Below are 17,716 nucleotides of genomic sequence, written 5' to 3'. Positions count from 1 at the left end.
CCGCGCGGGGAACGAAGCGCCGCGGTGGGGCGAAGCGGAGCCGGGCAGGGCGGCGGTGCGCCGCAGGGCCCGGTGCGGAAGCAGTACGGTACGGCGCTGCCGTACCGTGTCCGGCACGTCTGCGCCTGCCGGAGTGACGGGTGAGGGCACGGTCCGCGCCGAGCGCAGCGGGGGCACGGAACAGGGGGAGCGGTGAGCGAGCAGTCGACGGGACCGAACGAGTCCTGCCAGCGACCCGGCTGCGAGGGCAGCTACGAGGACATGGGCGGCGGCGAACTCTACTGCGACACCTGCGGTCTCGCTCCGGTCGTCGCCCCCGGGGGCGCGCTCGGCTCGGCACCGACGGGGATCACCAGCGCGCGCCGCGGCAGCAGTTCGGACTCCTCCTCGCGGTCGTCGCGTGCGTCGGCACGGTCGCAGTCCTCGCGCCGCTCGGTCTCCGGCCGCCTCTCCCGGTCGCTCTCGCAGCGGAGCTCCTCACGCTCCGTCTCGGTACGCAGCGCGCGCTCCGCGGCCTCCTCCTCGGGGCGCGGTCGACTCGGCGCGGGACTCGTGCACATGCCGCAGGTCCCGAGGGCCGATCCGTCGAGCGTGGTCCTGGAGAACCCGGAGGTCCCCGAGCGCAAGCGGTTCTGCAGCAGCAGCGACTGCGGAGCCCCCGTCGGCCGCGCCCGGGGCGAAAGACCGGGCCGCACCGAGGGGTTCTGCACCAAGTGCGGGCACCCCTACTCCTTCGTGCCCAAGCTCCGCCAGGGCGACATCGTGCACGGGCAGTACGAGGTGGCAGGCTGCCTCGCCCACGGCGGCCTGGGCTGGATCTACCTCGCCGTCGACCGGGCGGTCTCCGACCGCTGGGTGGTACTCAAGGGCCTCCTCGACACGGGGGACCAGGACGCCATGGACGCCGCCATCGCGGAGCGCCGGTTCCTCGCCGAGATCGAGCACTCCAACATCGTCCGCATCTACAACTTCGTTGAGCACCTCGACCAGCGGACGGGCAGCCTCGACGGGTACATCGTCATGGAGTACGTCGGAGGCAAGTCCCTCAAGGAGATCGCCAACGAGCGCCGCACACCGGAGGGCAAGCGCGACCCGCTCCCCGTCGAGCAGGCGTGCGCGTACGGCATCGAGGCGCTCGAGGCGCTCGGCCACCTCCACAGCCGCAATCTTCTCTACTGCGACTTCAAGGTCGACAACGCGATCCAGCAGCACGACCAGTTGAAGCTCATCGACATGGGCGCGGTCCGGCGGATGGACGACGACGACAGCGCCATCTACGGCACCGTCGGCTACCAGGCGCCCGAGGTGGCGGAGGAGGGCGCCTCCGTCGCCTCCGACCTCTACACGGTGGCGCGCACCCTCGCCGTCCTCACCTTCGACTTCCAGGGCTACACCAACGTCTTCGCCGACAGTCTTCCCGAGCCGTCGAGCATCGAGGTCTTCCAGCGGTACGAGTCCTTCTACCGCTTCCTCGTCCGCGCGACCGACCCGGACCCGCAGCGCCGGTTCGCCACGGCAGAGGAGATGTCCGAGCAACTGCTGGGCGTGCTGCGCGAGGTCGTGGCGCTCCAGAGCGGGCGGCCGCGGCCCTCGCTCTCCACCCTCTTCGGCTCCGAACTACGCGTTGTGGACACCGAGTTGCTGCCCCAGCTCAGCGGTGACACCTCCGCCCTCGGCGGAAGGGACACGAGTCGGCGCCGCCGGCGCGAAGGGCCCGCCGCACCGACCGCGCTCCCCAACGGGAGCGGCCCGCCGCACCCCGCCGTCGCAGGAGCCGCTTCGCTCCCGGCGCAGCAGGGGACGGCAGCCCCGGCGACGCTCATGGCGCAGAGCACGTCCGCCGGCGAGTACGGCATGACAGGTAGCACGCCGGCGCACGTCCGGCTGCCGGGACAGCCCGAACCGGCGCCGCAGCAGCGGGCGTCGGCAGCCGCCGCACCCGGTGGTCCGGTGGCCCTCGTACCGCTCCAGGCGCGTCCGACGGCGCTCGCGCTCCCCGTGCCGCGCGTCGACCCGGGGGATCCCAGCGCGGGCTTCCTCGCCGGACTGATGGCTGCCGCCCCGACGGAGATCCTCACGGCGCTCCAGGCCGCCCCCGCCGACTCCCTCGAGCTGCGCCTCCGGGAGCTGCGCGCCTGGTCGGAGATGCCGCCGGGGGAGCAGCCGCCGCCGACGCGCCGGAGCGCTCCGCCGTCGAGAGCGGCGGCCGAGGTGCTCGCCGAGCTGGAGGCGGAGCACGCCGACGACTGGCGGGTGGTGTGGTATCGCGGGCTCTCGGCGCTGGTCGAGGGGGATCGCGAGACGGCGGCGCTCTCCTTCGACGCGGTGTACGACGCCTTTCCCGGCGAACCCGCGCCGAAGCTGGCCCTGGCGATCTGCGCCGAGGTGCTCGGTCAGCTCGACAACGCCGCCGACTACTACCACCTCGTCTGGGCGACAGACCCCGCGTACGTCAGCGCCGCCTTCGGGCTGGCGCGTGTGCGGCTCGCCGCGGGCGACCGTCGCGGGGCCGTCGGGGCGCTGGAGTCGGTGCCCGAGTCGTCGATCCACTTCACGGCTGCGCGGGTGGCGGCCGTGCGGGCCCGGCTGCGCCAGCGCGCTGCGCACGAACCGCTGCTCGACGATCTCCAAGCCGCGGCAGGCCAGTTGGAGCGGCTGTCCGACGTCGGTCTCGACTCCCTGCGCCACGAGGCGCTCACCAACGAGGTGCTGGGTTGCGCCCTCGACTGGTTCCTCGCGGGAGCGAGAGGCGCTTCAAGAGGGGCCGACGGCGCGGTGCAGGGAGCCCCTCCGGGACCTGGTACCGCTACGCTGCTCGGCGTCCGGTTGGACGAGGAGGGGCTGCGCTTCGGTCTGGAGCGTTCCTACCGCCGCCTCGCCCGGCTGGCACAGACCGGTACCGAGAGGATTGAACTGGTGGAGCGGGCGAACCGTTTCCGCCCCAGGACGTGGGTGTGACCATGCCACAGCTCGACCAACTCTCCTGCCCTAGCTGCGCGGAGCCCCTGGAAGAGGAGGACCGCTTCTGCCAGGCCTGCGGCACGGACCTCAAGGCGGCCCTTGAGCACGCAGGCCGCCCGCAGGACTCAGCAGCCGGGGGCGCCGCTCCGCCGGCCGACTCGGCGCCGTGGTCCTCCGCGCCCGTGCCGGGCCCGGCTGCCGAAACGCCGGGGCACGCACGCAGCTCCGCGTCCGAAGAGGCGTCCGACTCCGCCGACTTCACGCTTCCGCCCGCCCGCGGAACCGCGGCGGCGGCCTCCTTCCCCGAGGCGGAAGCGACCCGCCCGCCCGGCCCCGACCCGCGTACGTCTGACCCGCGTACGGTCCCCGACCCGCGGGAGGGAGCCCCGTCCGGCGGGCTCCAGGCGCTCGTCGACCAGGCAGGGCCACCGCCCGCGGACGAGGAAACCGGCAGTGGCCCGGAGGCGCTGGGCCCGCGGTGCGTCGCCTGCGGCACGGGAGCCATCGACGCCGACGGTTACTGCGAGCACTGCGGCCACAAGCAGCCCCTCGAACGCGACCACATGGAGCAGGAGTTGCCGGCGCTCGCGGCGGCGAGCGACCGCGGCCTGCGCCACCACCGCAACGAGGACTTCTTCCACATCTCCGAGTCCTCGACCCCCGACGGCGGACGCGCCGCGATCGCCGTCGTCTGCGACGGTGTCTCCTCCGCCACGCGCCCCGACGAGGCGTCCGCCGCCGCAGCGCGCGCCGCGGGGAGCGCCCTGGAGGAGGCCGTCTCCGTCGGAACCCACCCGCAGCAGGCCATGCACGAGGCGCTCGTCACCGCGGCCGAGGCGGTGAACGTCCTCGCCGAGGACGGCCCGTTGGAGCCGTCGAAGAACGCGCCGGCGTGCACGATCGTCGCCGCGCTCACGCTCGACGGCATCCTCACCGTCGGCTGGGTCGGCGACAGCCGCGCGTACTGGGTCCCGGACGACCGTTCCGCGCCCGCAGCCCGGTTGACGGAGGACGACTCCTGGGCCGCGCAGATGGTCGCGGCCGGCCTCATGGCCGAGGCGGACGCGTACGCCGACCCGCGTGCGCACGCCATCACGGGTTGGCTCGGTGCCGATGCGTACGAACTCGACCCGCACACCGCAGCGTTCCGCCCGGAGACCGCGGGCGCCGTCGTCGTCTGCACCGACGGCCTGTGGAACTACGCCGAGTCCGCAGAGGAGCTGACCGCTGCCGTCCCCGCGGACGCCGTCGACAGACCGCTCCACTCGGCGCAGCACCTCGTCGGTTACGCCCTGGACGGCGGCGGGCACGACAACGTAACGGTGGCCGTGGTCCCGTTCCCGCCGGAGGAGGTCGGGGCAGGATCAGCCTGACCGGCCAACCCGTCGGCAGCGGAGGCGCGTTCGACGCCCCGCGTCGACGACGCCCGAGCCGAGAGCCACGGGGGGACGAGGGCGCTCGCTGCCGTCCACTCCCTTGCCCACTCGTCGTCAACATGCCGCCGCAGAGCGAGCAGGAGCGGAAGAGATGGCCAACTTCGCGAAGTCCAACGCGCCGAGCTTCTCCGTCGACGTCTACCAGAACGAGTTCCTGCCCGAGGGGGCCCGCGAGGTCAACGCCATCGTGACGGTGACGTCGACCGGTGGCGGAACCACGGGCGGTATGCCGCTCCCCACGGCCGACCCCCAGGTTGCCGTGAGTTCCCAAGGAGCCGACGCCGGCGTCGTGGTGATGGTCGACTGCTCCGGCTCGATGGACTACCCGCCGACGAAGATGCGGAACGCACGCGACGCCACCGCGGCCGCGATCGACACCCTGCGGGACGGCGTCGCCTTCGCCGTCGTCGCGGGCAACCACGAGGCGCAGGAGGTCTACCCGGGCGGCGGGACGCTCGCCGTCGCGGACGAGACCACGAGACAGGCGGCCAAGCGGGAGCTGCGCCGCATCACGGCGGGCGGGGGCACCGCGATCGGGACCTGGCTCCGCCTCGCCGACCGCCTCCTCGCCTCGGCCGACGTCGGCATCAGGCACGGCATCCTCCTCACGGACGGGCGCAACGAGCACGAGCGCCCCGAACAGTTGGCCGCCGCGCTCGAGGCGTGTGCCGGCAGGTTCACCTGCGACGCGCGTGGCGTCGGCACCGACTGGGAGGTGAAGGAGGTCACGGGCATCGCCTCAGCGCTGCTCGGCTCGGCCGACATCGTCGCCGACCCGGACGGACTCACCGACGACTTCCGGCAGATGATGGAGAGCGCCATGGGCAAGGAGGTCGCCGACGTGGCGCTCCGCCTGTGGACGCCGCAGGGCGCCGAGATCGGGTTCGTCAAGCAGGTCGCCCCGACCGTCGAGGAGCTCACCGACCGCCGCACCGAGGCGGGGCCGCGCGCGGGCGACTATCCCACGGGCTCCTGGGGCGACGAGTCCCGCGATTACCACGTCTGCGTCGAGGTCCCGGCGGCCGGCATCGGGCAGGAGATGCTCGCGGCCCGGGTCTCGTTGATCCTCCCCGCCCCCGGCGGCGGAGCCCCGCAGACCCTTGCGCAGGGCCTCGTCCGCGCGGTGTGGACGGACGACATGGCGGCGACGACGTCGATCAACGCCCAGGTCGCCCACTACACGGGGCAGGCCGAGCTGGCGCAGGCGATCCAACAGGGCCTGGATCTGCGGAAGTCGGGGGACGAAGCGGGTGCAACCGCGCGATTGGGGCGTGCAGTGCAACTGGCGAACACCTCGGGGAACGCGGATACTGCGAAGCTGCTTTCGAAGGTGGTCGACGTCGTGGACGCGGCGGCGGGTACTGTTCGACTCAAGGCAAAGGTTGCCGAAGCCGACGAGATGACGTTGGAGACCCGGTCCACCAAGACGGTCCGGGTGAAGAAGTAACGTCGCCCCGGACCCGTGGTCGGGTAGTCCGGGTTCAGGTAACAACAGCGAGCGACAGCGCAGGAGTACGGAGGGGGAGGCATCCACCATGCCGACATGCCCGAACGGCCACCAGTCGGCCGCTGACGACTGGTGCGAGGTCTGCGGACACCGCATGACCGGTGCGCCGGCCGCCCCTCCCGTGTCGAACGGCTTCGCGGGCCCGCCACCGCCGCCGCCCCCTCCGGGCGGCCAGGGCTACGCGGGCCAGGCGCCCGGCTCCGGGTACGGCTACCCGGGTCCGCAGTCCGCCGGGGGTGAACTCTGTCCGCAGTGCGGCACGCCGCGCGAGGCCCAGGCGCCGTTCTGCGAGGAGTGCAGATACAACTTCCTCACCCACTCCCCGACGACCTACGCCCCGCCCAACCCCCCTCAGCAGAGCGGCTTTCCGCCCGCGGGCGTGCAGCAGCCGTACCCGGGCCAGGCGCAGCCCCTCGGGTACGAGAGCTCCCGCCCGTCCCAGATGAACCGCCCCGCTGAGCCCCTCGCCCCGGATCAGCAGAACCCGTACCCGCAGCCCGCACAGCCCAGCGGGGACTGGGTGCTGCCCCCGCCGAGCTCCCCCGCTCAACAGCCCCCTCAGCAGCCGGGCGAGCACCCGTTGCAGGGGTACGGCGGACCGGGCCAGGGCGTGGAGCAGCCGCAGGGGCCCGGGATGGTGCCGCAGCAGCCGGGCGCTCCGCAGCCGGCGGCGTGGATGGCGGTGATCGCGCCGGACCGCGAGTACTTCACGGCGATGATGGGACGCAGCGGCCCCGAGGCCGCGGCGCTCAACCTGCCCGCGTACTCGCCCGAGCAGCAACTCCCTCTCACCGGCCACCAGGTGACGATCGGCCGCCGCCGCCAGTCGACGGGCGAGGCCCCCGACATCGACCTCGGGCGCCCCCCGGAGGACCCGGGCGTCTCGCACCAGCACGCCGTCCTCGTCCAACAGCCCGACGGTAGCTGGTCCGTCGTCGATCAGGACTCCACCAACGGTACGACGATCAACGGTTCGGAAGACCCCATCCAGCCGTTCATCCCCGTCCCGCTCACGGAGGGCGACCGCGTCCACGTGGGTGCCTGGACGACGATCACCCTCCACCGCACCTGACCGCCGCCCGCGTCCGGACGACGCCGGCTAGCGGACGGTGTCGGACGGCGCCCCGCGCCCGTGCCCCGGATCGTGCGTCGTCGCCTGCACGTAGAGGAGCAGCCCGAGGAAGAGGAGCACGCTCACCACGATCAGCGTGCACCCCACCGGGTTGCGGTGGTTGTAGATCCATCGGTTGGTGCCCCATTTGCTGCGGATCAGCACCGGTTCGCGGTCGCGTTCCATGGGGAAAGGTTATCCGCCGGTGGGCGCCTTTCGAGGTTGTCCGTCGTCAACTGCCTTTTAGTGGCGGCATCTTGGATGGTAACGGGGTGCCTTGCCCGGTTCCTCGGCTCCGTGTGGTGTGTCCGGCTATGGAGGGTGTCGCGCCTGGTCGCGTTCTTCGTGCACTCATCGGTTGCGGCGGTGTACGCCCACGGGTTGGTCGCTGCCGGCGATCGGTGCCGGTCCGCGGTTGCGTTCCCTGGGGTTGACGGGGCCGTTTTGCTGCCGTCTGCTCCTTGCTGCTGCGTCGGGGCGATTTGTGTGGGTACGGGACGGCTTCGTGAGTGCGGTGTGGCTGCTCGCGGAGGGCGCCGCATCCGGCTGCGGTCTGCGCACCTCACCGGGTTGCGGCGGTTGCGGGCCGGTCGATTGGTGCCCCCATCTGCCGTGGGTGGGCACCGGTCCGCGGTCGCGTCCCAGGGAGCGAGGTGTGACCGAGGGGTCCGCCCCGGTCCTGTCCGTCGTCGACCGCGGAGGGGACTTTGTGCGGAAGCGGGATGCCCTGCGCGACGCACGCGCGCCGCCTCCGCCCGCGCTCGTGGCCGGTGTTCAGAAAGCGGTCCGTCGCACCGGCAGTTCTGTACGAGTCGAGCGACCCGCCGTCACACCCCGCTCCCGTACTCGTCCCGCACTCGCGCGTAAGCGCGCGGGTCGCCGTCCGTGGCGTCGAGGGCGAGCAACGCGGCACCCAACACCGGAGGCACGGAGACCAGTTGGGGTGCGGCGTGCGGTGCGCGGTGTGCGAACTGCTCGCGGAGGCGGTCGTGGAGGAGCGGATGGTCGGCCGTGACGACACTTCCGCCGAGTACGACGGGCACGGGGCTGTCGAGGAGGCCGAGGTGGTCGAGGGCGGTCGTGGCGAGGGTGACGATCTCGTCCGCCTGCCGGTGGACGAGGGAGCGTGCGACGGAGTCGCCCTCGGCGGCGGTGCGGAAGAGGACGGGCGTCAACTCGTGCTTGCGCGCCGGCGCGAGTGCGCCCAGGTGGAACGCCTCGATCAGTGCGTACATCGACGGGAGCGCGAAGTGGGCAGGGAGGGTGTCGGCGAGCCGGGTGCGCTCGCCGCGGCCGTCGGCCGCGCGTGCTGCGTGCCACAGGGCGGCGTCGGCGAGGCCCCCGCCCCCGCCCCAGTCGCCGGAGAGCGCGCCGACCGCGGGGAAGCGGTGGGTTCGGCCCTCGGCCGTCCGGCCGGCGCAGTTGATGCCGGCGCCGCAGACGACGGCGACGCCCGCGGCGTGCGGGTCGGTGTCGGAGAGGCCGGCGCGGAGGAGCGCGAAGGTGTCGTTGGCCACCTCGGCCGTCCGCGCCCAGCCGGCGGCCCTGACCGCCTGCGTCAACTCCCGTTCCTCGGCCGGCAGATCGGCGTTGGCGAGGCAGGCGGCGACGTGCGCGGGGGGCGTCGAGGCGTCGAGCGCGCAGGCGACGGCACGGCGTACCGCGGAGTCGAGGGTGCGCATCGCCGCCTCGACACCCACGGCCGGAGGCCGGAACCCGCCGCCGCGCGCCGTGCCGAGCACCCGGCCGTCGTCGCCCACCACGGCGACGTCGGTCTTGGTGTTCCCCGCATCGATCGCCAGCACCGCCCGCTCCGACCGACGCGGCGGAGCGGACGGGCCGCCCTCGCGGGCTTCGTGCGGGCCTTCGTGCTCCCGCGGCGGCGCGGCGCCGTCCGTCGTCACGCCCACGGCAGGTGCTCCTTGTTCTCGGCGAGGAGCAGGTCCGTGAGCCGGTCGGCCCGGTCGAACTGTCCCACGAGCGGGTGCGCGAGGAGCGCTCGGAAGACGCGGTCCCGGCCGCCGTGCAGGGCCGCCTCCAGGGCGAGTTGCTCGTACGCGGTCGCATGGGCGAGGAGCCCGGTGTGGACGGGACCGAGCGCCGGCGCGGGCAGCGGCACGGCGCCCTCGGGCGTCACTTCGGCCGGCACCTCGACCACGGCGTCGTCGGGGAGGAAGGGGAGCGTTCCCGCGTTGCGCACGTTGACGACCTGCACCCGCTCGCCGCCCCCGGAACCGAGGAGCCGGGCGGCGAGGGCGACGGCCGCCTCCGAGTAGAAGGCGCCCCCGCGCTCGCCGAGGAGCGCGGGCTTCTCCGTCAGCGTCGGGTCGCGGTACATCTCCAGCAGCGCGCGCTCCATCTCCGCGACCCGCTCGGCGCGCGAGGGCGCCCTCCGCGACTCCTCCACGACGAGGTCGTGCGCGTAGTAGTAGCGCAGGTAATAGGAAGGGACGACGCCGAGCCGGCGGAGCACCTCGGGCGGAAGGTGCAGCTCGTGCGCGATCCGCTCGCCGTGCTCCTCGATGAGCTGCGGCAACACCTCGCGCCCGCCGAGCGAGACGCCGAACTCCCAGGTGAGGTGGTTGAGTCCGTAGTGCTGGAGACGCACCTCGGCGGGTTCGGCGCCGAGCAGTCCGGCGAACTTCCGCTGGAGGTGGATCGCGACGTTGCAGAGCCCGACGGCCCGGTGGCCGTGCTGGAGCAGGGCGCGGGTGACGATGCCGACGGGGTTGGTGAAGTCGATGATCCAGGCGTGCGGGTTGCTGCGCCGCACGCGGTCGGCGATGTCGAGGACGACGGGCACGGTGCGCAGCGCCTTGGCGAGGCCGCCGGCCCCCGTCGTCTCCTGGCCGATGCAGCCGCACTCCAGCGGCCACGCCTCGTCCCGCATCCGCGCCGCCTGCCCGCCGACGCGGAGCTGGAGCAGGACGGCGTCCGCACCGTCCACGGCGGCGTCGAGGTCGTCGGTGGTGGTGACGCGGCCGGGGTGCCCCTGCGCGGCGAGGATGCGGCGGGCGAGCCCCCCGACGGGGCCGAGGCGGTCCGCCGCCGGGTCGACGAGGACCAGTTCGTCCACGGGAAGCGTGTCGCGCAACCTGGCGAAGCCGTCGACCAGTTCGGGCGTGTAGGTGGAACCGCCCCCTACGACTGCGAGTTTCATCGGATCGGCCTTTCGTCTCGTCGAGCTGCGTCCCGTGCGGGCGGCGTCCCGCCCCTCACCCCGAGGTGTCGAAGACCTCGTCCCTCGTCGCCGCCAGCGCGCTCTGCACGGCCCCGTTCAGCACCGGGTGCTCCGCGACGCCGGCGAGCGCCAACCGCGGCCGGGGTACGGCGAGTTCCGCCAGCTCCGCCTCGACGAGCCGGCGCAGCGGCTCGCCTCCGGCGGTGAGCAGCCCCCCGGCGAGGACGACGAGCGCCGGATCGACCACCGCGACGAGCGAGCAGAGTCCCACGGCGACACCGGTGGCGAACTCCCGTGCAAGCGCCCCGGACCGCCCCTCCGAGCCGGCCGCGACCTCCGCGCTCCCCGCGGCGAGCAGCCGTGCGGCGGACTCGGCGGCTCCCCGGGCCCGCCCCGCGGGCAGACCGAGCCGCTCGGCCGTCGCGAGCACCGCGTCCGGACCGGCCAGGTGCTGGAACCCGCCCGCGTTCGCCCGCCCAGGGCGGCGCACGAGCGGGGCACCCGGGACGGGGAGGAACCCGAGCTCGCCTGCTCCGCCCGTCCACCCGCGGTGCAGCCGTCCGCCGAGTACGAGCGCGGCGCCGATGCCCTGCTCGATCCAGAGGAGCGCGAAGTCGTCGTGTCCGCACGCGGAGCCGAGGCGGTGCTCGGCGACGGCGACGAGGTTGACGTCGTTGTCGAACGTGAGCGGCATCGGCAGCAGCGCAGCGAGCCGGTCGAGGAGCGCGGGGTCGTGCCAGCCCGGCAGGTGCCGGGCGTACCGCAGGCGTCCGGTGTGCGGGTCGAAGGCTCCGGGCGTGCCCAGGACGACGCGGTGGAGCGCGCCGCGTTCCAACCCCGCGGCGCCGGCCGCCTCGTCGAGCGCTCGGACGACGAGCGTCTCCGGCGGCTCGCCGGGAACTGCGGGCACCTCGCTCGTGGCGACCGTGCGGCCTGTGACGTCGGCGATGCCGGCGAGCAGCCGCCCGGGGCGCACGTCGACCCCGGCCACGTGCGCGGTGGCCGGATTCACCTCGTACAACTGGGCGTTGGGGCCCGGGCGGCCTTCGCTGCGTCCCGTCGCGAGGACGAGTCCTGCTGCCTCCAGGCGGGCGAGGAGCTGGGAGACGGTGGGTTTGGAGAGGCCGGTGAGGCGGCCGATGCGGGTCCGCGAGAGCGGCCCGTGCGCGAGGAGGAGGTCGAGCGCCGCGCGGTCGTTCATGGCGCGGAGCACCCGCGGTGTGCCGGGCGTCGCCCTCTGTCCCACCCCAACCCCCTTGCGACGGTCGGGCGTTCGGCGGCTGGCCGACTGTTAGGAACCCTTCCGGTCGCTTTCGGGCGAGCCTAGATGCGGCCCCGCGCGTGGTCAATGGCCGGTGGTCGGGACCCGGTTCAGAAGGGGATCTCCTCGTTCCCCGACTCGGCGCTCGCCCGGTGGCGCTCGATCGTCAGGGAGTGCTCGTCGACGATCTCGACGCCTGCCCTGTCGAGCGCCCGCTTGATCCGGAACCGCAACTCGCGGCCGACGGAGCCGGCCTGCCCCGGCATCGTCCGCACCGAGACCCGGATGATCATGCTCTCCAGCGTCACCTCGTCGAGTCCGAGGACTTCGACCGGCTCCCAGAGCCGCTCGTCCCACGGGGACTCGGCGCTCATCTCCACGCCCGCCGCCGTGATCGCGGAGCGCACCTTCTCGAAGTCCTCCTCGGCGCGCACCTGCACGTCGATCTCGGCCGTCGACCAACCCTGGCTGAGGTTGCCCACCCGCTTGATCTCGCCGTTGCGTACGTACCAGATCTCGCCCGACTCGCCGCGAAGCTGCGTCACCCGCAGCCCGATCTCCAGCACCGTCCCCTCGGCCTCGCCGACGTCCACGCGGTCGCCGACGCCGTACTGGTCCTCCAGCAGGATGAACATCCCCGTCAGCAGGTCGGTGACGAGATTGCGCGCGCCGAAGCCGAGCGCGACGCCCGCGACGCCGGCGCTCGCCAGCAGCGGTGCGAGGTTGATGCCGAGCCCCGAGAGGACCGTCAACGCGGCGGTACCGAGGATCACGAACGAGGCGAGGCTGCGCAGGATCGAGCCGATCGCCTCGGACCGCTGCCGCCTGCGCTCCCTGTTGACGATGAGGCCGCGCAGCGCGTTGCCGCTCTCGGCCGCCTCAGAGCGGCGGTTCATCCGGGTTATGAGTTTCGTGAGCGCCCGCCGCACGAGGTACCGCAGCACGACGGCGATCACGACGACGAGGACTATCCGCAGCCCGGCGGCGAGCCAGCCCTGCCAGTTCTCCTCCACCCAGCTCGCCGCCGTGCTCGCCGAGTCCTGCGCATCCCGGAGCCCCGGCGGCGGTGTGCCCGCCTCGGCGCGGGCAGCGGTGAGGTACAGCCAGTTCACGGGCCCTCCGGTGGGACGTGTCCGTCTGCGCCGCGGTCACGGAACCTCCGGCGTCCGACCACACTATCGGCGCACCTGCTGCCGCGGTGCCGGCAGCAGGCAGTATCAGCCGAACTCTGTACGGCCCGCGCTCCGTCGGCAGTCCGCGGCTTCGCGGGCGGACAGCGCCGGCTGTGGTGCAAAACACGCCAGGTGCGTTCCGCGGTCGTGGTGGCGAAGTCGCCGGGAGCGGGGACACACTGAGGGGAGATCGTCCCGGCGCGAGCCACGCGCCGCAGACGTACAAGGAGGCACCGTGCCGCATGTCCTGGTCCTCAACGCGTCGTACGAGCCGCTCGGCGTCGTACCGCTCCGCCGCGCGCTCATCCTCGTACTCAACGGCAAAGCCGTGAGCCTTGAGGACTCCGGCGCCCTGATGCACAGCGCAACCACCGTCATACCCGCGCCCAGCGTGGTCCGTCTCAAGCGCTTCGTCCGAGTCCCTTTCCGGGGCGCCGTCCCGCTCACCCGCCGGGCGCTCTTCGCCCGCGACGGCGGCCGGTGCGCCTACTGCGGTGGCGTCGCAACCAGCGTCGACCACGTCATCCCGCGCAGTCGGGGCGGCGTCCACGCCTGGGAGAACGTCGTCGCCGCCTGCCGCCGCTGCAACCACGTCAAAGCGGACCGCCATGTCGGGGAGCTCGGCTGGCGGCTGCGCCACCAACCCGCGCCACCCTCCGGCCTGGCCTGGCGGATCATCGGCACGGGCCATCGCGATCCGCAGTGGCTGCCGTACCTCCAGCCGTACGGCGCCGACGACGACCTGGCCCGGATCGAGGGCAGATCCTCTGTCTGAGACCCGGGCTTCGTCGTGTTCGGGCCGGCTGCGCGCACCGCGGCCGGCCCGAACCGGGCCGCGGGTCACCGAGGTTGGGCTCTCGGGTCAGTCCCTCCGCTCCGGAGCAGCCGCCGCGTAGAGCCTCAGCGACCAGAGCGAGTAGCCGAACTCCGTGGCCCGCTCGTCGCCCTGGATGCGGACGTAGCGGGTGTCGGCGGGCGCGTCCATGCGGACCTGCTCCTTGCCGCCCTCGCTGCCGCGGACCGTCGCGGCCGTGTGCCAGCGCTTGCCGTCGGGGGAGACCCGTACGCGGTACCGCTCGGCGTGCGCGTCCTGCCAGTGGAGCACGGCTCGGGCGATCCGCGCCGGCTTCTCGAGCGTCACCTGGACCCAGGCGCCGTCCTCGGCCGGGGAGGACCACCGGGTCCCGCGCTTGCCGTCGGTGAGCGCGGAGGCGGGGAAGCCGTCGGTCTCGTTCGCCGAGGAGCGGGCCTCGGCGCCGGCGGCGAGGTCGGGGCCCGCCGACTCGGGGAAGGTGCGGAGCGTCAGCGTGCGGCGCTCCCGGCCGAAGGCGAGCGGGATGCGGTGGGTGCCCGTGCCGACGGAGGCGTCGGCGGAGATCTCCAGCGGGACCTCGATCGTGCTGCCCCGGCGTACCGTCGATTCCTTCGGGGTCCGCACCGCGATCCCCTTCGGCGCCTCGGCGCGGAGCTTGCCCGTGACGTCGCCCGGCCTGTTGCCCGTGAGCTCTGCCGAGACGCGGGTGGCGCCGCCTCCGGCTGCCGCGTCGGCCTCGCTGCGCGGGAGCGAGAGCGAGGCGCCGGGCGCGTCCGCGTACCACGGCGTGATGTCGTGGACGACGGGTGCCGACGACTCGCGGGACCAGACGAGCCGGAGCGCGTCGGCCCGAACGCCCCGGCCCCGTAGCTGCGTCCAGCCGCTGTCGGCGAGGGTGCCGAGCCGCTTCCATCCCTCGCCCACGACCCTCGCCTGCGCCTCGGCGCGGGTCCCCGAGCGCGGTCCCGTCTGCACGGTGACGGCGGAGAGGGCGCGCGCCTTCGGCAGCTCCACCATGAGGGCCTCGCGCTCCGCGCCGTCCTGCCGATCGGAAGGCGGGACGAGCGTCGGCGGGACGCGGGTGGTGAAGTACGCGGTGGTGGGGGCGCCCGAGGCGCGGTAGGCGGTGGCCGGGTCGCCGTCGACGGCGGCGGAGAGCGGGGAGCCGGGGCGTGCGGCCGGGCCGCCGTGCGCGGAGAGCCCCTCCGGGGCGCGCTTCTTCCCGGCGGCACCCGCCCACTCCTCGCCGAGGACGAGCACCTCGTCGAGGAGCTCCTTCAGCACGCCCTTGCCGACGGTGACCTCGCTGCCGGCCGTCCCGTCGCGGAGCCTGCGCAGCTCCAACTGCGCCTGCCAGGCACGCTCGCCGTCCCCCGCCGCCTGCGCCCGCAGTATCCGCACGGCCGCCTCGCCCGCCTCCCCGTACCGCGCGAGCTGGCGCAGCCAGGGCGCGACCTCGTCGGCGAGCTTCTCGGGGACGTGGCCGGGGGCCGCGTGCATCGTGCCGAACTCCTGGCGCAGGCGGGTCCCCGTCTTCTCGAGCGCGTGCTGATCGCCGTGGCGGTACGCGCGCTTCAGCTCGGCGACGAGCGGCGCGAGGTGCGCCGACTCGGGGGTACCGAGCTCGGACGAGGCGTCGTTGCGCGCGAGGGAGCGCACCGCGGCGCGGGCGCGCGTGTCGGCGCCCGGGCCCCCGGCGGCGGCGTCGATCGCGGCCCGCCAGGAGTCGTCCGCGCGGTAGGCGCGGGGGTTCCAGGCGAAGTCGGCGGCGGTGAAGAGGGGGATGCGGGAGGCGCGGGGCTGCTCCATCGCGTTGCTGAGCAGTGCGGCCGAACCGGAGGCGACGGCCGGGTCCCTGCCGGTGTAGGGGCCGAGGAAGATGCGGTCCCTCGCCCAGTCGTTCACCGGGTAGTCGTCCATCGTCACGACGGGATGGCGGCCCAGCGCCGCGCGTGTGGTGGCGAGTTGGGACCCGGTGATGGTGCGGGGGACGACGCCGACGCCGGTCCAGGCGATCTCGACGCTCCGGTCGAGCTTGTCGGCGAGCTCGGTGCGGTACGCCGTCGCGCCCTCCTGGTAGTACTCGGTCGGCATCACCGAGAGCGCGGGCGCCTCGGGGCGGCGTTGGCGAAGGTGCTCCGCCACGTCGTCGGCTAGTTCTGCCTGCGCCCTGGCCGCCGCTTCGGGGCCCGAGCCGTACGCGTCCGCGTCGTCGTCGCAGTGCCACTCGCTGTAGCTGACGTCCTCGAACCGAAGTTGGAAGGCTTCGACTCCCAGTGCGCGCATCGCGTCCAGCTTTTTCAGGAGCGCTTTGCGGTCGTCGTCGGAGGAGAAGCAGAGGCTTTGCCCGGGCGAGACCGCCCAGCCGAGGACGACGTGGTTGCGTCGGGCCCGGTCGGCGAGCCGGCGGAACTCGGCGCGCCGGGCCTGCGGGTAGGGGGCGCGCCACTGGGCGGCCTTGCGGTACGGGTCGTCGCCCGAGGCGTAGAGGAAGCGGTTCTGTTTGGTGCGGCCGAGGAAGTCGACGTGGTCGAGGCGTTCCTCGTGCGTCCACGGGTTGCCGTAGAACGCCTCGGCTGAACCGCGGACCGCGGTCGTCGGCCAGTCCCGCGCGACGGCGCCGGGGAAGCCGCGTGCGTCGTCGGGGCCGCTGGTGAGGAGCTGCCGGAGGGTCTGCGCACCGTGGAAGAGGCCGTCGGCTCCTGCCCCGTCGAGCGCGACGGTCGGACGTTCTCCGACTTCGCCGACGGCGAGGCGGTAACCGCCCGAAGGGAGGGCGCGGGTGTCCGGCGCGCGCAGGGAGGCGAGCGCCTTGCGTGCGGAGTCGGCGCCGAGTCGCACCACGGTGCCGCTGGTCGGCAGTGCGTCGTCCGGCGCCAGTTCGACGAGCGTCTCGGCGCCGGCCTCGCGGAGCACCTTGCGCACCGCGTCGACGGCGTGGGGATCGGCGTCCTCGTCGGCGACGAGGAGCGCGGTGCCGCTGACGGGCACGAAGCCGTCCTGCGCGCGGATGCTCTGGGGCCGGGGGAAGACGTCGGGGAGCTCGTCCCTTGCCGCCTGCTTCTCCTCGCCGCCCGTCGGGGGCGACTGCGGCTGAGGAGAGGGTGCCGCGTGCACGGTCTGGCCGAGAAGGCCGCAGAGGAAGACGGCGGAGAGCACGGCGGCAGCCGCCCTCTGCCGGCCGCCGCGGTACGGCGCGTTGCGTGCCGCATGCGCCGCGGCCGCGCGGGTGCGTACGCGCGGTGCGCTGCGAATGCGCCGGTTGCGTCCGGCGGGAACGCGCTCGGGCGCCTCGTCCTCCGTTGCTGCGCTCACCGCGTCCTCCCCTCTCTTTCCGCACCACCGCGCCCCCGCCGGATCGGGCGGTGAGCCCACCACCGCGCGCGAGTCGGGTGTCAACGCGGGTGGCCGAACTACCCGTTGTTGTGGCGGACCGGAGATGCGCGGCACAGCCCGTGTCCACCCGCAGGGTGTCACGATGGGTGTCCAGTCGTGTACGCAGGGTCGATAAGCCTCGTGCCCACGGCAAATTGTGAGGAAGCAGGCCGCCGTGGGGCTCCGTTGTCCGCCGGTCTCCCGTGCTTCACCGGCAAATCGCCGGTGAGCCATGCGTGACCTGGGCCACGTTCCGCCGCCGATCACGTCTGCTCTCGACGCGACTGGGTAAGGCACCCCCTGACCATCCGAAAACGAGATCCGACGCTCCCGACGGAGCCGTCGCAACGAACGGAGGCCCCGCGTGGCCGCGTCCGCCGAACTCCTCGTCTCCACCGCCCCGCTCCCGCAGCAGCGTGCCCTCTCCAAACCGGTGCACGAGCCGGTAGACCTCTCCGCCGTCGCCGACCTCGACGCCGGACTGGACGGCTCGTGCACGTGCGACTACCTCGACGCCCCCCTCACCAGTGAACCGCCGCTCGCCGACGCCACCCCGCTGACCAGCGAACCGCCGCTCGCCGAGCCGCCCCTCACCAGCGAGCCGACCGGCGCGGCTTTCGCCACGGAGCCCGCTGACATCTGACGCCCCGCCGCGACGACTTCACCCACGCGCACACAGGCCGCCCGCCCCGCAGGTGACGTGGCCCGTGTGGTGCGCACCGCCCGGGTGCTGGGGGTGGCCCGCCGCTGCCCGCGAGCGCGGCAGGCTCCCCGGCCCGGCGGGCAACGTCGGCCCTGCGCTTGCCGGTTCGGGGCGACCCGCGGCGTGCCGTGCGGGTACGGGCCGCCGGGCGGCGCCGACCCCGCCGCGCAGCGCCCGAAAGCGTCGGTTAGATTG

At 73.8% G+C, this 17,716-nt stretch carries 13 protein-coding genes; 6 read left to right on the top strand and 7 right to left on the bottom strand.

The features are described from left to right. Window positions 1–278: 278 nt before the first annotated feature. Window positions 279–560, bottom strand: coding sequence for a hypothetical protein (locus tag F603_RS36590; protein WP_425427007.1), 282 nt, complete (start codon window positions 558–560; stop codon window positions 279–281). Between F603_RS36590 and F603_RS0122940 the strand changes: the two genes are divergently transcribed. The 4 genes from F603_RS0122940 to F603_RS0122925 all read left to right on the top strand — a co-directional run bounded on the left by F603_RS0122940 (window position 559) and on the right by F603_RS0122925 (window position 6,976). Then, entirely contained in the window at window positions 559–2,958 is a 2,400-nt protein-coding gene (locus F603_RS0122940; protein WP_425427006.1) for a serine/threonine-protein kinase, read from the top strand. The genes F603_RS36590 and F603_RS0122940 overlap by 2 nt on opposite strands. Before the next feature lie 2 nt (window positions 2,959–2,960). After that, window positions 2,961–4,334: a PP2C family protein-serine/threonine phosphatase gene (locus F603_RS0122935; RefSeq protein WP_026328649.1), complete on the top strand. Its 1,374-nt coding sequence runs from the start codon at window positions 2,961–2,963 to the stop codon at window positions 4,332–4,334. Window positions 4,335–4,488: 154 nt separating this feature from the next. After that, on the top strand, window positions 4,489–5,844 hold the full coding sequence (locus tag F603_RS0122930) for a vWA domain-containing protein (RefSeq protein ID WP_019548282.1): 1,356 nt from the start codon (window positions 4,489–4,491) through the stop codon (window positions 5,842–5,844). 88 nt (window positions 5,845–5,932) lie between these two features. Beyond that, a complete protein-coding gene (locus F603_RS0122925; RefSeq protein ID WP_019548281.1) occupies window positions 5,933–6,976 on the top strand; it encodes an FHA domain-containing protein in 1,044 nt (347 codons plus the stop codon). 27 nt (window positions 6,977–7,003) lie between these two features. Here the strand turns inward: F603_RS0122925 and F603_RS0122920 are convergent, their stop codons facing one another. From F603_RS0122920 to F603_RS0122900, 5 genes are all read right to left on the bottom strand, one after another. Then, window positions 7,004–7,201, bottom strand: a complete 198-nt coding sequence (locus F603_RS0122920; protein ID WP_019548280.1) for a hypothetical protein — start codon at window positions 7,199–7,201, stop codon at window positions 7,004–7,006. 641 nt (window positions 7,202–7,842) lie between these two features. Further along, a complete protein-coding gene (locus F603_RS0122915; RefSeq protein ID WP_019548279.1) occupies window positions 7,843–8,925 on the bottom strand; it encodes an N-acetylglucosamine kinase in 1,083 nt (360 codons plus the stop codon). Then, window positions 8,916–10,175, bottom strand: a complete 1,260-nt coding sequence (locus F603_RS0122910) for a 6-phospho-beta-glucosidase (RefSeq protein WP_019548278.1) — start codon at window positions 10,173–10,175, stop codon at window positions 8,916–8,918. Before F603_RS0122910 ends, F603_RS0122915 begins: the two co-directional genes overlap by 10 nt. A 55-nt stretch (window positions 10,176–10,230) precedes the next feature. Further along, window positions 10,231–11,397 (bottom strand): ROK family transcriptional regulator, encoded by a 1,167-nt coding sequence (locus F603_RS0122905; protein ID WP_019548277.1) that lies wholly within the window; start codon window positions 11,395–11,397, stop codon window positions 10,231–10,233. 170 nt (window positions 11,398–11,567) lie between these two features. Beyond that, window positions 11,568–12,569, bottom strand: a complete 1,002-nt coding sequence (locus F603_RS0122900; RefSeq protein WP_019548276.1) for a mechanosensitive ion channel family protein — start codon at window positions 12,567–12,569, stop codon at window positions 11,568–11,570. A gap of 295 nt (window positions 12,570–12,864) precedes the next feature. On the opposite strand from F603_RS0122900, the gene F603_RS0122895 reads away from it, so the two are divergent. Beyond that, window positions 12,865–13,404, top strand: coding sequence for an HNH endonuclease (locus F603_RS0122895; RefSeq protein ID WP_019548275.1), 540 nt, complete (start codon window positions 12,865–12,867; stop codon window positions 13,402–13,404). An 87-nt stretch (window positions 13,405–13,491) separates the two neighbouring features. On the opposite strand, the gene F603_RS0122890 is transcribed toward F603_RS0122895, so the two are convergent. Then, window positions 13,492–16,758, bottom strand: a complete 3,267-nt coding sequence (locus tag F603_RS0122890) for a glycoside hydrolase family 84 protein (protein WP_019548274.1) — start codon at window positions 16,756–16,758, stop codon at window positions 13,492–13,494. Window positions 16,759–17,182: 424 nt separating this feature from the next. On the opposite strand from F603_RS0122890, the gene F603_RS0122885 reads away from it, so the two are divergent. Next, window positions 17,183–17,461, top strand: a complete 279-nt coding sequence (locus tag F603_RS0122885; protein WP_019548273.1) for a hypothetical protein — start codon at window positions 17,183–17,185, stop codon at window positions 17,459–17,461. The last annotated feature ends 255 nt before the right edge of the window (window positions 17,462–17,716 follow it).

This window comes from Streptomyces sulphureus DSM 40104 (genome assembly GCF_000381025.1).
Classification (GTDB): domain Bacteria; phylum Actinomycetota; class Actinomycetes; order Streptomycetales; family Streptomycetaceae; genus Streptomyces; species Streptomyces sulphureus.
This window is presented reverse-complemented; position numbering and strand designations above follow the sequence as displayed.